A 16,900-nucleotide genomic window follows, 5' to 3' on the forward strand; every position below is an offset into this window, starting at 1 on the left:
TAAAAATCCTGCAGAGCAGGATTTTTTAGTTACTACATATTCCTTTGTTAATAAGAAACATAAAGTACAATAATTTCACTTATTAATTTAAAATTCAATTTATTAAGTTGATTAAAAAAACTATGAAATAGTTTCCTGGTTTGTTTGTATTTGATAGAGTTCGGCATAATAGCCGTTTAATGCGAGCAGTTCTTCATGAGTTCCCTGCTCTATTATACTTCCATCTTCTATAATAATTACCTGGTCAAACTTTAGGACAGTAAAAATGCGGTGCGTAATTAGAATAGCTGTTCGTTTTCCAAGAATAGTATACAGATTATTGATGATCTGGTTTTCTGTTTTCGCATCAACCGCACTTAAACAATCGTCAAATATCATTATGTCCGGATCTTTTATCAACGCACGTGCTATAGATATACGTTGCTTTTGCCCACCACTTAATGTTACACCACGTTCACCTACCATTGTTGCATAGCCATTCTGAAGCCCATTGATCTCGTTATGTATAGCAGCATTTTGTGCAGCCTTATAAATCTTTTCTTCAGATGGGTCTGTGGTAAGTCCAAATGCGATATTGCGGGAAACTGTATCGCTAAAAAGAAAAACATCTTGTGGAACAAAACTTATATTATCACGGAGATGCTGTAAAGGTATAGCACGCAAGTCTTTGCCTCCAATTGTGATATTTCCTTCATCAGGATCATAAAATCTTAGTAGCAATTGCGCAAGTGTTGATTTACCACTTCCGGTTCTGCCAAGTATAAGTACCTTTTCTCCTTCTTTAATAGAAAGCGAAAAATTCTTTAATGCTTTTATACCAGTGTTAAAGTAAGTGAAAGAGACATTATCAAAAACAATATTACCGCTAAGTGGTGTTTCATCTTTTGAATCTGCTGATTTTATTGCAGGTTCGGTATGCAAAAATTCATTTAATCTTTTTTGCGAAGCTGCTGCTCTTTGTATAATACTTGCAACTGATCCTATTGCTGTTACAGGCCAGGTTAGCATATTAATGTAAATAACAAATTCAACAATGATTCCTACTTTTTGTGGATCATCTATTGCCATCTTACCACCTATAAAAATGGTCAATAAAGTACTAAGACCGACCAGTAATGTCATGCTCGGAAAATAAATAGCTTCGGTTTTTGCAAGGCCTACTGCATTCTTTCTGTATGCTTCACTATTATTTTTAAAGAACCGTAGCATTGCATTTTCCTGCACAAAAGATTTTATAACACGTACGCCTGAATATGATTCCTGTGCATTTGTTGTAAGATCTGACAGAAGCGATTGAACTCTCTCACTCTTGCGGTGAATGGTAATATTTACAAAGTAAATTGTAATAGCAAGTAAAGGCAAGGGAGAAAGTACTATAAGGCTTAGGTTCAGATCTTTACTAAACATATTTACCATGCACATCCCTATCAGCGAAACAAGATTTACAAAATACATGATGGCTGGTCCTGTATACATACGCACTCTGCTTACATCTTCTGCAATCCTGTTCATTAGATCGCCGGTTCGGTGGCTTTTGAAAAAGCCAGCATCAAGTTTTTGGTAGTGTGTGTATACCTCATTCTTCATGTCATATTCAATATGACGGCTCATCACAATAAGTGTTTGCCGCATAACGAACATAAAGAAACCACGCAACAACGCAAGAACGAGAATAGTTATACTGCAGATCAAAACCAGTTTAGCAAAGTCCATCTGTTGCACCCATTTTATAAAAAGCATCACTATGCCATTGTAAGATTCTTTCCCGTGAACAGGTTTTCCTCCGGGCAAGTGTTCCTGCACTTTATTCACAACATAGCCTGTTATTTCTGGAGCAAGCACAGCAAAATAGTTGGAGAGAACTACGAAGATTATTCCAATGCTAAAACGATAGCGGTATTTCCAGAAATATTTATGAACAGTGGATAATTGTTTCAAAAGCAAAAATTTCATCAAAATTACCATAATGAATTTTATTTTTTACGAGCCTGGCTGTAGTACAAGTGTTAAACATAGTTGCGTCGCACTCTTGTACACCTTTTTATGACCAACCAAAATATAACAGCAAATGCCTGATCCATCTGCATTGCAGCATTGGTGAAAATCAACTCGTAATTATTTTTTTGGAAGATAACTTTCCGCACTATTATTTTGCACCCGGAGAGATGGCAGAGCGGTCGAATGCGGCGGTCTTGAAAACCGTTGACTGTAACAGGTCCGGGGGTTCGAATCCCTCTCTCTCCGCCTGATAGCATTTCAAAAAGAATCAAATCCTCGCAAATTCAATGTTTGCGGGGTTTTTTCTTTTTATACCACTTAAGATTGTTCAAATTTTCAAAAATAAAATGACTATAAACCGAGACCTGACCTAAATTAAAATGACAGGTCTCGACAAAAACGGCAACACCACCAGTACTCCATTTTATTGATTTTTTGTTTTGTTGAAACACATAAAAAAGTAAATTGTAACACGTCAAAATAGATAAAATGAATGCTTCAATGAACCTAAATTTTCAGCTTAAAAGTTCAAAAGAGAATGAATTACAAACGCTTTATTTACGCCAGATCCAGAATAAATGGCATTAGAACTTTTCAATCAGATCAATTGAACAGGTAAGATGTTTAAGTGAAAAACACAGCCTGCCTTGAAGGTGATATTATAGAGTATAAAAAACAAAAAGGATCTTTGAATTTTTATACTTTTAAATGGCATCAAAACAGCTTACTATGTTTTTACTCATTTAACTAATTCAATAGCTCCAATTTTGTAAGGAAAGGAATTTGGGAGACTCAGTTCTTAAGACAGTGTTCCAAATACCGAGAATTCCTCACCCTCAAAATAATGATTACTATGAAACAGGTGCGATTAGGATTAAAAGAAAATTGGAAGCAGTTTACATTGCTTGTAATAATCAATGCATTTGTTGGAGGCATGGTTGGTTTGGAACGAAGCATTTTACCACGCATTGCAGAAGTTGAATTTCACATTGCTGCAAAGACAGCATTACTTTCATTCATCATTGTATTTGGTATTGCAAAAGCAATCACTAATTACTTTACAGGTGCATTGGCAAATAAAATAGGACGAAAGAATTTGCTGACTATTGGGTGGTTTTTTGCTATTCCTGTTCCCTTTATATTAATGTCTGCAAACAATTGGAACTGGATAGTAGCAGCTAATGTATTGCTAGGTATCAACCAGGGACTTACATGGAGTAGCACCATCGTAATGAAAATAGATTTAGTGGGTGAAAAACAAAGAGGATTTGCGATGGGCTTAAACGAGTTTGCTGGTTATATTGCTGTTGCAATTGTTGCATTTCTTACAGGTTGGATCGCATCTGAATATGGTTTGCGTCCATATCCTTTTTATTTGGGAATAGCGTTATCTTTCTTAGGCTTATCAGGTAGTTTTTTTTTAATTAAAGACACTAAGCATCACATTGCTCAGGAAACTACTACCAGTAAAATTCCTAAACTAAAAAATATATTTTGGGAAACAACATGGAAAAATAAAAATCTCGGTTCAGTTACACAGGGAGGTTTAATTAATAACCTTAACGATGGTATGATCTGGGGTATTTTACCAATACTTCTTGCATCAAAAGGTTTTAATATCGCAGATATTGGAATCATTACAGCCGTGTATCCTGCTGTATGGGGATTAGGGCAACTCTTTACAGGCAGGATGGCAGATTATTTTTGTAAAAAAAAATTACTTTTTATAGGAATGTTTGTACAAGGTAATGCATTGATAGCTTTTATTTTTGCCCAATCATTCACTTTCTTTATAACAATTTCAATCATATTGGGTTTAGGCACTGCCTTGGTTTATCCTACTTTTCTTGCAACGGTTGCTGAAAATACCCATCCATCAGACAGAGCACACAGCTTTGGTATTTTCCGGCTGTGGAGAGATTTGGGTTATGCTATTGGTGCAATTCTCACAGGTATTATTGCAGATTTATTTGGAATACCGGCATCCGTATTAATAATTGGCTTACTCACTATTAACTCTGCCCTGATAATTCACTTCAGGATGAATTGCAATGATAATAATTCATTTAAAATTTCGCACTGGATATTTAAAACAAACATACTTCTGATAACCACAATATTAATATTTCCCCATAGCAATTAATTTACTATCATTTCACCTGGAATATCTGTTTTAGTATATTGTTTTTTTGGTTATTAACTTTTGTTCCTTATTCAACTTCTGTTGTGTCACTCACTTGTACGTTCTGTAATTAAATTGTACAAATTAGATTCAGTCTGAGAAAGCTATGCCAGTATACAAAGAAACACTGGTTTTAAATAGAGAAGAATGCTTTCAGTTATCTGCTATTTTCCTGCTAAATATTCTCGCTGATCAGAGTCCTTAGTAAAAGGGCAACCAATATCCTTACAACCTTTAGAACGAACCAGTTGCTTTTGCAACTTTAAGATAAATTATCAGGCAAGTTCGAAAGCACTAAAAGCCTTAACTTATAAGTACATAAGAAACAAAAATTTAATTGCTTGTTTAGTGAGATTTTCTATATTTTCGTATTGTCCAAAGAAACAGTGCTACCATTCCTGAACGTTTCTGGTTAAATGTTTTTGGTTTTTGGGTTACTGATCTCTATTGGTTAATTTTAATTTAATTCAAAAAACATGAACATTTACGTAGGAAACCTCAACTGGAATATGACCAGTGATGACCTAAACAATCTTTTCGCTCCTTATGGTGAAGTAGTTTCAGCTAAGATCGTTACCGACAAATTCAACAACAACCGTAGCAAAGGTTTTGGTTTTGTTGAGATGAGCGATGATGAAGCCGCTCGTACTGCTATCAGCAGCCTTAATGACACTGATATCCAGGGCCGTAAAATTGTAGTTAACGAATCAGCTCCACGCAAAGAAGGTGAAGGTGGCGGCGGTGGCTACAAAAAGAAAAGCTTTGGTGGTGGCGGTGGTGGCGGATACCGCGGTGGTGGCAGCGGCGGCGGTGGTGGATACCGTGGTGGCAGCGGCGGTGGTCGCGGCGGCAGCGGCGGTGGCGGTGGATACAACCGTTATTAATAAAACAACATCATAGGATCATTATAGTCTGGCTTATTAGCCGGACTTTTTTATTTATAAACCTTGTTGCATTAAAGCTATGATACTTTAATTGAGTCGCACTCTTGTGTTTTGCTATAGTTGGCACCGTTCCATTAATCTCAATTATTATAAACCCTTAATCGTTAATATTTCCGCTTTTACCGATGTCATCATTCATGTATGAAAATAATTACGAACTTACGCCCCTAATCAAAGTATTCATGAAAAGATCGGTTATTGGCTTTATATGTTGCATTTTAACCCTGCTATCTAAACCCGGTATTACACAAACTGATAGTTCCTGTGGTCTTCGCATAAGCGTTCTAACCTGTTCGCCTGGACAGGATCTCTATTCTTTGTTTGGTCACAATGCATTGCGAATAATTGACACTTTTAAAACAGCAGGCGGCTACAGATTAGAAGATTCGATTTACAATTGGGGAACTTTTGATTTTGACGAGCCTAATTTTTATTTCAAATTCATGCGTGGTAAGCTGTTATATTTCTTATCACCTGACAGGCTGGAAGATTTTATATATGAATACCGGTATGAAGGCCGAAGTGTAACTGAACAGGTACTGAATTTATCCTGCGCAGAAAAGTTGAGAATAAAACAGCTTGTAAGTATAAATATGACTGGTAATAACAGGTTTTATAAATACGATTTTCTGTTCGATAACTGTACAACACGGATCAGAGATATCATTGAAAAAAATGTACCTGGTATAAAGGTATCCGGTAGTCTTGTTCCCCCGGGTACTACTTTCAGGAATATGCTTTACTCTTATCTTGACAAAGGCAGCCAGCCGTGGAGTAAACTTGGGATAGATATTTTACTGGGTTCAGAAATTGATAAGCCAGTAACCAATGATCAATCTATGTTTCTTCCTGAATATTTGATGAAGGCTGTCGATTCTTCCAGTGTTAATAATATCTCTGTTGTTTCAAATAAACATTTACTTGTTAATGCGCAACCTTATGACGAAATGCAGGACTTATACAATCCGCTTATAACTATTGGCTTTATTTGTATAGTGTTATTCATGCTTGGTTTATTAAAAACCACAAGTGCAAAAACGATTGTAAAATTCACTGATACTTTATTGCTGTATATAACAGGTCTTATTGGATTGCTTATTTTATTTATGTGGTTCTTTACAGATCACAAAGCATGCAGTAATAACTATAATATTGCGTGGGCATTACCTACAAATTTTGCAGCTGCTTTTGTGGCGTGGAGAAAACCATCCTGGGTAAGGCAATATTTTAAAATTGCGGCCGTAGTCACAGCATTATTATTACTAAGCTGGTTTTGGTTACCGCAGCAAATGAACATAGCACTTCTGCCTTTTACAATATACATGCTTTACAGGTATGTAAAACTCGTTAGTGTGTGAATGATGGTAAATAAAAAATGATATTTTTCGTTTTTGTTAATAGACGTAAATGAAAATAAAATTATCTTATTTAAATACAGAAATATTTTATCATACTGAGGGTAAAGGGCTGCCTGTAATATTAATTCACGGTTTTGCCGAAGATTCTGAAGTGTGGTCAGAACAAAAAAGTTTTTTAAAAGATCATTGCAGACTTATTATCCCTGATTTACCTGGCAGTGGCTTATCTGCTTTCGAAAATAATAAACAGGAAAATGCAGATACAATTGAGTATTATGCTGATGTAGTGTATGCGTTATTGCGATACGAAACGATTGAATATTGTTTAATGCTGGGGCATAGTATGGGTGGTTATATTACACTGGCCTTTGCCGAAAAATATCCTGAATTATTAAAAGGTTTTGGTCTCATTCACTCTACTGCTTTTGCTGATAGTGCAGAAAAAAAACAAAACCGCCAGAAAGGAATATCAATGATGGAAGAATATGGGGGTTATTCTTTTTTAAAAACCACCACACCAAATTTATTTGCTGCAAAATTTAAGGCTGCCCATCCTGAAAAAGTAGAAACCCTGATAGAAAAGGGAAAAGGTTTTTCAACAGTTGCATTACAACAATATTATAGAGCTATGATGAACAGACCAGACAGAACAAATATTTTAAAAAACAGCAATAAGCCTGTCCTTTTTGTCATGGGTACTGAAGATGTAGCTGCTCCTTTAGAAGATGTATTGAAACAAACATATCTGCCTATAATATCGTTCGTACATATATTGGAAGATACGGGTCATATGGGTATGTGGGAACATCCTGAGAAAATGAATAATGCAATACTTGAATTTATTAAAAATGTAGAGAGTAACCAAAGACTGAGACTATGAATGCATTGCATTGCAAAAGGAATTTTGACTGAAGCTGTTCAACAGAATCGTTAACGCTGAAGAGTGCGACGCAACGAAAGCTAAACAGAAGTAACCAGGCTGGATTAATAAAATAAAAAAGACCACATCGGTAATAAATGTTATAGATGAAGAAAATTTTATTGTTCATATTATTATCACTGACCTCGTTTCAGTTATTCGCTTCTCATATTGTTGGCGGCGAAGTATTCTATACATACATTGGTCCCGGATCTGGCCCGGGGCAAAGTATGTATACTGTCTCGATAAGGTTATTCAGGGATTGTAACGTTGATTGCGGCGGTAATACACACGTGGCCTGCTTACCAACAGAAAGTGTAATTGGCATATTTACCAATGCCTTGCCTTACAACAGGTATTCAAATTATATTTTGCCTTTAACAAAAACAGAAACAATATCGTTGTCAACATACCCGTCATGTATTTCTGCAAAATTGCCTGTATGCTATGAGGTAAAAACATACTCAAAAACTATAACACTACCAGATAATAACGATGGTTACATAATTGCCTACCAAAATTGTTGTCGTGCAGATTCAAAAAATGTTTTGGGGAATGCTTCTACGGTGAGTGGTGTACCCGGCGCAACTTACACCGCCGTTATGCCGGGAAAAAAAATTCTTAGTTCAGGAACAAATTCAAGTGCAATTTTCAATTTAAAAGATACCAGCCTGGTTTGTTATCAGAGCAATTTTACACTTGATTTTAGCGCTGTTGACACTGATGGAGATTCTCTTAGCTATGCTTTTGCGCCTGCATATGATGGTGGAGATTTTCTTGCTTTCGATCCTGCAACGGAACCAAATACGCCTGCTTACAATAGTGTATCTTACCAAACATCATTAGGCTTTAGTGGTACGCAACCCCTTGGCAATACGGTTAGCATTAACCCTAATACAGGGCTTATCAGTGGAATTTCACCTATATACCCTGGCAGATATGTTGTTAATGTTATTGTTTATGAATGGCGCAATGGATTGCAGATCGCAGAACACCAGAAAGATTTTATTATGCGGGTAGAGAACTGCAATTTTCCATCTGTACTGTTAGATCCTTCTTATATCACCTGTGATGGATTTGATCTTTCCTTTAAGAATAATTCCACCTCCCCTATTATCAATTCGTATTATTGGGATTTTGGTGTGCAGGGAATTGATGCTGATACTTCAATAAGCGCAACACCAACTTATACATTTGCAGATTCCGGCACTTACAAGGTTACCCTTATTACCAACCGGGGGCAGCAGTGTACAGACACAGCCACGACTATTGCCAAAGTATATCCTGGCTTTATACCAGATTTTTCAGTAGAAGGCAGTTGTATATTGAACCCTTATCAATTCATAGACCGCACCACCTCCAAATATGGTGTTGTTGATAGCTGGCATTGGGATTTTGGAGAAACAACTACAATAGCTGATACATCCATACTTCAAAATCCTTTTTATAAATATAGTGCACCACAAACAGCTGATGTACGGCTTATCGTTACTAATTCAAAAGGCTGCCTGGATACCATTACCAGGCAGGTGCCCATTTTAGATAAGCCAACCGTTCAGTTAGCATTCAGGGATACACTTATATGCACCAAAGATTCCCTGCTGCTTAATGCAACTACGGGAACAACAGGCCTAACTTATAGCTGGTCTCCTAACGTAAACATTAATAACACAACTACTGCAACACCGCTCGTATATCCATCTTCCACTACTGTTTATAATGTAACTATAAATGACAAAGGTTGTATTGCTACTGATTCAGTAAAAGTAAACGTGATACCTTTTGTAACACTCACCCTTGGAGAAGACACTACTATATGTCTAACCGATGCAGTTCAAATGTTTCCCAATACTAATGCCTTGTATTTTTCATGGACACCCACAGCGGACATTGATAACCCAACTATAAAAAATCCTTTTATAAAACCATCAGGCAAAACAACCTATACAGTTGTTGCAACAGTAGGCAAGTGTAGTGCAACTGATCAGATAACTATTAACACAGTGCCATACCCACAGGTTTATGCAGGTATTGATACTTCTATTTGTTATGGTTCTACAGCATCTTTAACAGCCGTTACCTCTGCGCCAAATTTCAACTGGTCTCCGCTCATTGATCTGGCACGCGCAAATACATTAACACCCATAGCGGGTCCGCAAACAACAACACCTTATATTATTACTGTAACAGATATATTGGGTTGTCCTAAACCTGTCAGCGATACGGTGGTTGTTACTGTAATACCTCCTGTGGCTGCATTTGCCGGGCATGATACGACTATAGTAGTAAACCAGCCATTACAGTTAAATGCCACGGGCGGTGCAATTTATGCATGGAGCCCTTCAACAGGTATGAATGATCCAAACATCGCCAACCCTGTGGTAACACTTGGTTCGCAATACGATTCTATTACCTACAGGGTTTTGGTAAGTACACCCGAAGGTTGTTCTGCAACTGATGATATAAAAGTTATTGTATTTAAATCTGTGCCCGATATATTCATACCCTCTGCGTTTACGCCCAATGGTGATGGTAAGAATGATATCATTCGTCCAAAAGTGGTAGGCATGAAGCAGTATAATTACTTCAGGGTATATAACAGGCTTGGGCAAATGCTGTATAGTACAAGCACATTGGAACAGGGATGGGATGGGCGCATCAGCGGCATACTGCAACCATCAGGCGCCTATGTATACATGGCGCAGGCAGTAGATTATACAGGTAAGACTATTAATAAAAAAGGAACCTTTGTTTTGATAAGATAATGCTTATGTACCCAACTGTATAACACTTGTCATCACCTGTTGCGTCGCACACTTTTACATGCATATCTTTATGCAGCAATAATACAATTCACTAAAATAATCTTGTTATGTATTTTCAAAACATAGATGCACTAAACACAAAAGAAATCTTCCCCGGTTTTACAGGGCATTTTATTCATACTGATCACCAGACATTTGTTTTCTGGGATGTTATTGCAGGCAGCAGTGTGCCTGCGCATCAACACATGCATGAACAAATTGTAACAGTAAGAGAAGGGCAATTTGAACTAACTGTAAATGGTGAAACAAAAGTTATGGACAAAGGCATGACTGCAGTTATTCCGGGTAATACTACACATGCTGGAATTGCCATAACAGATTGCAAACTGCTTGATATATTTTATCCCGTAAGAGAAGATTATAAATAAAAATTAATCCGGGCAATATAGATGAGCGGATACTTCAGCTTATTTTCGCATCTTGAATAGACAATCCGTAACCACTTAACATTACTTCATGAAAACTATTTTACAAAAAATATTTTCTACACTTGGTTTATCATTCATCATTTCATTTGCCTTTGCACAACCCGGAACATTAGACAGCAGTTTTGGAGTAAATGGAAAAGTGACAAAGAATTTTGGTGCTGATTATACTGGTATAAAGGCATGTGCTATACAGGCTGATGGAAAAATTATCTCCGTTGGGAATTCCGACTTGTCTCCATGGAATGTTCCAAATAATTTAATTCTTGCACAATATTTAATGAACGGTAACCTTGATTCAGCTTTTGGAATAAATGGGAAAGTAACAACAACATTTAATCTTGGTGCTTCACTTATAATTGCTTCAACTGTCTTAATTCAACCAGATCAAAAAATCCTGATTGGTGGCAGTTTTTTTGATAGTTATTCAATGACCGATCATTTTGTGATGGCACGGTATCTTACTGATGGTAGTCTGGATTCGGCTTTCGGGGTAAATGGAAAAGTATTTACTTACATCGGGCCTTTCCCTAAAGAAAATTCATTAAGAGCACTTTGTTTACAACAAGATGGAAAAATATTGGCTGGAGGTTACAGTGATGGATATTGTTTAATAAGATATAAATCAAATGGTATAATAGATTCATCTTTCGCAATCAACGGAATATTTACAAATAATAGTGATGAGGCGTTAATCTGTGACATCAGTATTCAAAATGATGGGAAAATAGTTACTGCAGGAAGATCGGAATATTCTACCTCAGGTTTTCAAATAGTACGACACAAGCCAAATGGAAATTTGGATTCTTCTTTTGGGATTAATGGCAAAACTGTAACAACTTTCCTTGGAGAGTTTGCGCAAGCACAATCTCTCGCACTTTTAAACAATGGCAGTAGCATTGCTTCCGGGTTTTCTTATAACCCGGATCAAAATAATTATAATATGGTGCTTGCTAAATATAAATCTACCGGAGCATTGGATTCTTCTTTCGGAATTAATGGTAAAGTTATTACCAATACTGTTGGGAATTATATTGCATACTCAGGTAAATTATTGGTTCAATGGAATGGAAAATTTATTGTTGCCGGAAATATAGCAGCTTCGAATTTTATAATATCCCGATTTAATGAAAATGGAAGCATTGATTCATCTTTCGGTGCTTTTGGCAAAGCGACAGCAATTTTTGAAGTTTCAACAAACACCTTATCAGGGACTTTACAAAAAGATGGAAAAATAATTGCAGTTGGGGGCCCTGATTTCCGCCTTGCCCGTTTCAAAGGAGATGAGCCCATAACAGTCAGCATCAAGAAAAACATCTCCATCACCGAAGGCAACACCGGCACAACTCCTGCTCCATTCAAAGTAATATTATACAAACCTGCAACAACAGATGTATTTGTAAACTATAAAACCAAAAATCTTAATGCAATCGCAGGTTCTGATTATACTGCCGTATCAGGAACTTTAAGAATAAAGGCTGGTAAGGTTTCAGGAAATATTATTGTAAACGTACTTGGCGATAATACAAAAGAACCAAACGAAAGATTCGCATTGGTATTAAGCAATCCTGTTAATGCCATTCTTGGAACATTAGATAGTGCTACATGCACTATAAAAAATGATGATCCGGGTTTTGCTTTTAATGCAACAAGCTCTGAAAATATTTCAGTAAAAGATTCTTTTATAAAGCTATATCCTAATCCCGTAAAAGATTTATTAACCATCGAAGGCTTGCAGGCAAATGGAAAAACAATTATTTCTATTATTGATGGAGCAGGTAAAGTAATTGCCGTAAATACAACAACAGCAAGTGTATTCACACAAAATATAAAACAACTTCCCGCTGGTTCTTACTTTGTAAAAATTGAAAGTGGTAATAAAACAGAAACACTCAAATTCATTAAGCAATAAAAACAGGAAAGGCTACCGTGGGTAGCCTTTCTTTTTATAAACTTAATACCTGTTCTTTTTCATCCATCCATTTTCTTCTGCCATAACCTTTAAACACATGTTTTTCGCTGTGATAAGAAGAACGCACCAGTGGCCCGCTCTCTACATAATCAAAACCAAGTTCATAACCGATCTCTCTTAATTCTGCAAATTCATCAGGATGTACAAACCGATGAACAGGCAAATGTTTTTGTGTTGGCTGCAAATACTGGCCCAAAGTGATAACATCAACATTTACTGCAGCAAGATCTTCCATGCTTTGTATGATCTCTTCTTTTGTTTCGCCAAGGCCGAGCATCATACCTGTCTTGGTACGCATGCCGCCTTCTTTTAAAACACGCAACACTTCTATACTACGACGATATTTAGCTTGTATGCGTACCTGTTTGCTTAAGCGCTCTACTGTTTCTATATTATGGCTCACTACTTCAGGCGCAGCATCAATAATACGTTGTATGTTTTCTGTTTGCCCTTTAAAATCGGGGATCAGTGTTTCTAATGTAGTGTCGGGATTTAATGCTTTTACAGCTTTGATGGTGTTATACCATATAATAGAACCGCCATCTTTTATTTCGTCGCGGTCAACACTTGTAATAACTGCATGCTTTACTTTCATTAAGTGAATGGCTTCTGCCACACGTTGCGGTTCATCCCAGTCAACCGCTTCGGGTCTGCCTGTTGCAACGGCACAAAAACCACAGCTTCTTGTGCAGATATTACCAAGTATCATAAAAGTGGCCGTACCGGCGCCCCAGCATTCACCCATGTTAGGGCAATTGCCGCTTTCGCAAATAGTGTGTAGTTTATGCGTATCTACAAGATTGCGTACATGCTTATAGCTTTCGCCAATGGGTAATTTTACACGCAGCCAATCAGGCTTCTTTACTTTCTGCACTACTGGTAATTCCTGCATATGCCCTTTAAGGTAATTTTTTAAAATTATAATAAATATTGCTCAGTATTGTTATAAACGCTGAAGAGTGCGACGCAACGAAAGTTTCCTGCATGCACATCTGTCCGGCTCATAAAACCAACACATACAGATTGCAAAAATAAGTTACTTTCTGCTACCAAATTCAATGGCAATGTAACCGTTGAAGAAGAAGCGCTTTTCGGGACTATTAATAAGGATGGGCATTGTTTTAGTATAGAATTCTGCATTAACGCCCACTTCAAATGCAGAAAGAAATTCATTATAACGGCCATAATCAAAGCGCATGGCAAGACGGCCAAAAGCACCGGGCACAAACTTACCTTCTCCAAAGCCTTTTGTAAAACCAGTTGCGCCGTTGATGCGGGAAGGATCAAGAAAATTTGCTTTTGCGGTAGAGTCTCCGCCAACATATTTTACATCTACATTATTGCCATTATCATCGAGCACATTCAGGTAATAAGGTTTTAAGTACCCAAGACTGATGCCACCACCATACACTGCAGAAACAGCAACACCATTTTTATTACCCTTACCGCCTATCAACAATTGCTGGCCAATGCCTGCTTTGAGGTAATAAAAATTATTTTGTTTACCAAATATATAGGGATTACCTACAAGAATAAATCCCCCGCCAATATCCTGGCCTGTAGAGATCTTTTCTTCTTTGGGGCTTTTACGTTCGCCCAGTTCAAGCCACCACAGGTTTGTTTTTTTGATGGTCTTATATTTCCCATGTTCAAAGGAAGCGCCCCATCCATCAGAATTTAATTTAAAACCAATCGCCGTTTGTTTGGAATAAATAAGTGCGCCTTCTTCTTCTTCTTTTATCAGTTTATTGATCTTATCCTTACGTTCCTGCTTTTTCTTATCACGCTCACTAACCGTACTCTTTCTCGTTGTTGTTTGTCCAAAGCTGATGGCAGTAATCGTGCTAAGCAGTATCAAAAAATATATCTTCTTCACTATGATTATATTTGTGCTCGTAAATTTAGGCAAATTTAAAAATATGACTTCTCAAATAATTTATAAAGGGGCGTTAAGAACCGAAGCTACCCATTTACAAAGTAATACGGTTATTGAAACAGATGCACCAACAGATAACCAGGGCAAGGGTGAAAGGTTCTCTCCTACTGATCTTTTGGCAACTTCTTTGGGTAACTGCATGATGACGATCATGGGTATTAAAGCAAGAGATATGAATGTTGATCTTGAAGGTACGAAGATCGATATCAACAAAATCATGAAAGCTGAACCACGCAGGGTTGGTGGTATCAAAGTTGCGTTTCATTTTCCTGCTTCGTTACAATTAAACGATAAACAAAAGACAATTCTTGAAAATGCTGCACGTACATGCCCTGTAGCAAAAAGTATTCATCCCGATATTGAGCAGGATATAAACTTTAACTGGTAAAAAATTTATGAGCCCGGCTGTACAATAAGTATGGAGCTTTTCTTGCGTCGCACTCTTGTACGCCAGGGGCAAGTTTGATCAGTTTGCTCGTTTACAAGTTCAGGCGTTTACATCAACTGAGTAACAACGCGTAAACTTTCGGAACCCGTGAATATGTAAACTATCTAATAAGCACATCTGCAAACTCCGGTTTCTTTGCAAACACAGATTTAGCAAAAGGGCAAAGGGGTAAAATTTTTATGTTGTGTACCCTTGCATATTCAACAGCAGTACGCACCAATTGAAAGCCGGCATTTTTGCCACGCAGTTCATCGCCCACTTCTGTATGTTCGATAATAATATTGTCTTTTGCATCTCTTCTGTAAACCATTGCTGCCTGTGGGTTTTCGGAATCACCAACATAAAACATTCCCTTTACACCTTTTTGTTGCTGCTCAATTTGCATAGGTTATAATTTGAAGAATACTTTCTTTTTATATAAGAACCAGCACATAGTCCATTCCAGTGCAAATATGCATAAAGATGCAAGAATATTACTCAGCATTTCAGGTGTATTAAACCAGCTGAATACATTGGTCGCAATGATCGTAATGTATTCATTGAACCACCGGCTACCAACTATCTCGAAAAATAAGTAAATAAAGATCGAATTCATACCAACGACTAAAAAGAATTGTACATATTTTTTATGATTCAGAATATCTATCCACCAATAACAAAAAGCCAAACCAATTAAACACCAACCTAATGAAGCCAGTGTGAATGATGTTGTAGCAATACGTTTAATGATGGGTGTTATATGCAGCCAATCCAACCCAAAACCAACAACTAACACAATTATAGCCCACAAAAGCATTTGTTTTATTTTATCATTACGATTACTCATTAATAGTTTACCAACCAATGCTCCGGCTATTGTATGTACAGCAGTGGGAATACAATTAATGGCAACCCAGCCATCATGATTGATCTTATTCATAAGAATAGTATCCATGTAATTACCAAAGTTGTGCTGGTCTGTAAATGGCTGATCAAAGCCGGGCACATTTGTAAAACGATATAATATTTCTGTCAACAATAGCAATCCTATACAGACACCGATTTGTGCTTTTGTATTCCATTTAAAAATTAGAAATGCAACAAGTGTAGTAAACGATAATTGAGTTAATACATCCCATAACTCAAATGACAAATGACTGCCCCTTACTGCATAATCTAGTACGCCCCAAAAGAACAACCAGAAACAGCGTTTTAGTATTTTTTTAAATTGATCATTCCATGGTATGCCGCTTTCTGTTTGTTTGTGCAATGAATAAGCCATGGAAACACCAGCCATGAACATAAAGCCGGGTTGTATCAGATCCCAAAACCTCAATCCATTCCATGGATGATGAAAGAACTCCAGAAAAAACCCGTTAAGCAAATTCCCCTTTGTAGCATCAAAAAGATGCTCGTATAAACCAGTACTTTCCATGGCAAGCAATACCATAATAAAACCACGCATAAAATCAAGTGAAAGTAATCGCTGGCTTTTTATAACTGTTGTTGGCTGGGGCATTTTGAAAATTTTTGAGAAGATAGGAAGAAAAGCATTCTGAGAAATAAGATTCAACACGTCAAACGTTTGCATGATTTTATCAAATGATAAATATACCAACTTAGAGATTCTCTAATATTTTGCTGTTTGTTTTGAATACGATAAAAAAAATTTGTTCAATTTCAATTTCTGTTTTTATATTCGCATCGCAAATGAAACAACAATTATTAAATAATCATTGGTGGTGGCACACAAACTCCGGTCGGGGCTTGTAATGGCATTGCCATCAATGAATAATAATATTCAGGAAGCCTCGATATAACATCGGAGCTTTTTGTTTGTACTAATTTTTTGACGAATAAAGAACAATTCGTACAAGAGTGCGACGCAACTAAAGTCTAATAAATAATCAATAG

At 36.9% G+C, this 16,900-nt stretch carries 13 protein-coding genes and 1 tRNA gene; 9 read left to right on the top strand and 5 right to left on the bottom strand.

Translation table 11 applies throughout. The features are described from left to right. Positions 1-120: 120 nt before the first annotated feature. Positions 121-1,938 (bottom strand): ABC transporter ATP-binding protein, encoded by a 1,818-nt coding sequence (locus FRZ67_RS02300; RefSeq protein ID WP_147187993.1) that lies wholly within the window; start codon positions 1,936-1,938, stop codon positions 121-123. Between the two features lie 221 nt (positions 1,939-2,159). Here FRZ67_RS02300 and FRZ67_RS02305 point away from each other — a divergent pair. From FRZ67_RS02305 to FRZ67_RS02340, 8 genes are all read left to right on the top strand, one after another. Then, positions 2,160-2,244, top strand: a tRNA-Ser gene (locus tag FRZ67_RS02305). A 607-nt stretch (positions 2,245-2,851) separates the two neighbouring features. Further along, positions 2,852-4,141, top strand: coding sequence for an MFS transporter (locus FRZ67_RS02310; protein WP_147187994.1), 1,290 nt, complete (start codon positions 2,852-2,854; stop codon positions 4,139-4,141). 515 nt (positions 4,142-4,656) lie between these two features. After that, positions 4,657-5,064 carry an RNA-binding regulator gene (rbp, locus tag FRZ67_RS02315; RefSeq protein WP_147187995.1) on the top strand — a complete coding sequence of 136 codons (408 nt, stop codon included), beginning with the start codon at positions 4,657-4,659 and terminating at the stop codon, positions 5,062-5,064. A 242-nt stretch (positions 5,065-5,306) separates the two neighbouring features. Beyond that, positions 5,307-6,482, top strand: coding sequence for a lipoprotein N-acyltransferase Lnb domain-containing protein (locus FRZ67_RS02320; RefSeq protein WP_158638285.1), 1,176 nt, complete (start codon positions 5,307-5,309; stop codon positions 6,480-6,482). 49 nt (positions 6,483-6,531) lie between these two features. Then, positions 6,532-7,362, top strand: coding sequence for an alpha/beta fold hydrolase (locus tag FRZ67_RS02325; RefSeq protein WP_147187997.1), 831 nt, complete (start codon positions 6,532-6,534; stop codon positions 7,360-7,362). A gap of 146 nt (positions 7,363-7,508) precedes the next feature. Next, the gene (locus tag FRZ67_RS02330) at positions 7,509-10,166 is read left to right on the top strand and encodes a PKD domain-containing protein (RefSeq protein ID WP_147187998.1); all 2,658 of its coding nucleotides are present in this window, start codon (positions 7,509-7,511) and stop codon (positions 10,164-10,166) included. Between the two features lie 107 nt (positions 10,167-10,273). Beyond that, on the top strand, positions 10,274-10,594 hold the full coding sequence (locus tag FRZ67_RS02335; protein WP_147187999.1) for a cupin domain-containing protein: 321 nt from the start codon (positions 10,274-10,276) through the stop codon (positions 10,592-10,594). Between the two features lie 88 nt (positions 10,595-10,682). After that, positions 10,683-12,563 carry a T9SS type A sorting domain-containing protein gene (locus FRZ67_RS02340; RefSeq protein WP_147188000.1) on the top strand — a complete coding sequence of 627 codons (1,881 nt, stop codon included), beginning with the start codon at positions 10,683-10,685 and terminating at the stop codon, positions 12,561-12,563. Between the two features lie 34 nt (positions 12,564-12,597). On the opposite strand, the gene lipA is transcribed toward FRZ67_RS02340, so the two are convergent. Both lipA and FRZ67_RS02350 read right to left on the bottom strand, forming a co-directional pair. Beyond that, the gene (gene lipA, locus FRZ67_RS02345) at positions 12,598-13,515 is read right to left on the bottom strand and encodes a lipoyl synthase (RefSeq protein ID WP_147188001.1); all 918 of its coding nucleotides are present in this window, start codon (positions 13,513-13,515) and stop codon (positions 12,598-12,600) included. A gap of 144 nt (positions 13,516-13,659) precedes the next feature. After that, the gene (locus tag FRZ67_RS02350) at positions 13,660-14,499 is read right to left on the bottom strand and encodes a hypothetical protein (RefSeq protein WP_147188002.1); all 840 of its coding nucleotides are present in this window, start codon (positions 14,497-14,499) and stop codon (positions 13,660-13,662) included. 43 nt (positions 14,500-14,542) lie between these two features. On the opposite strand from FRZ67_RS02350, the gene FRZ67_RS02355 reads away from it, so the two are divergent. After that, complete coding sequence (locus FRZ67_RS02355) at positions 14,543-14,947, top strand: OsmC family protein (RefSeq protein WP_147188003.1); 405 nt, start codon at positions 14,543-14,545, stop codon at positions 14,945-14,947. Between the two features lie 160 nt (positions 14,948-15,107). Here the strand turns inward: FRZ67_RS02355 and FRZ67_RS02360 are convergent, their stop codons facing one another. Further along, positions 15,108-15,392: a GNAT family N-acetyltransferase gene (locus FRZ67_RS02360; RefSeq protein ID WP_147188004.1), complete on the bottom strand. Its 285-nt coding sequence runs from the start codon at positions 15,390-15,392 to the stop codon at positions 15,108-15,110. Positions 15,393-15,395: 3 nt separating this feature from the next. Further along, positions 15,396-16,577, bottom strand: coding sequence for an acyltransferase family protein (locus tag FRZ67_RS02365; RefSeq protein ID WP_225975481.1), 1,182 nt, complete (start codon positions 16,575-16,577; stop codon positions 15,396-15,398). Between the last annotated feature and the right edge of the window lie 323 nt (positions 16,578-16,900).

This window comes from Panacibacter ginsenosidivorans (genome assembly GCF_007971225.1).
Taxonomy (GTDB): domain Bacteria; phylum Bacteroidota; class Bacteroidia; order Chitinophagales; family Chitinophagaceae; genus Panacibacter; species Panacibacter ginsenosidivorans.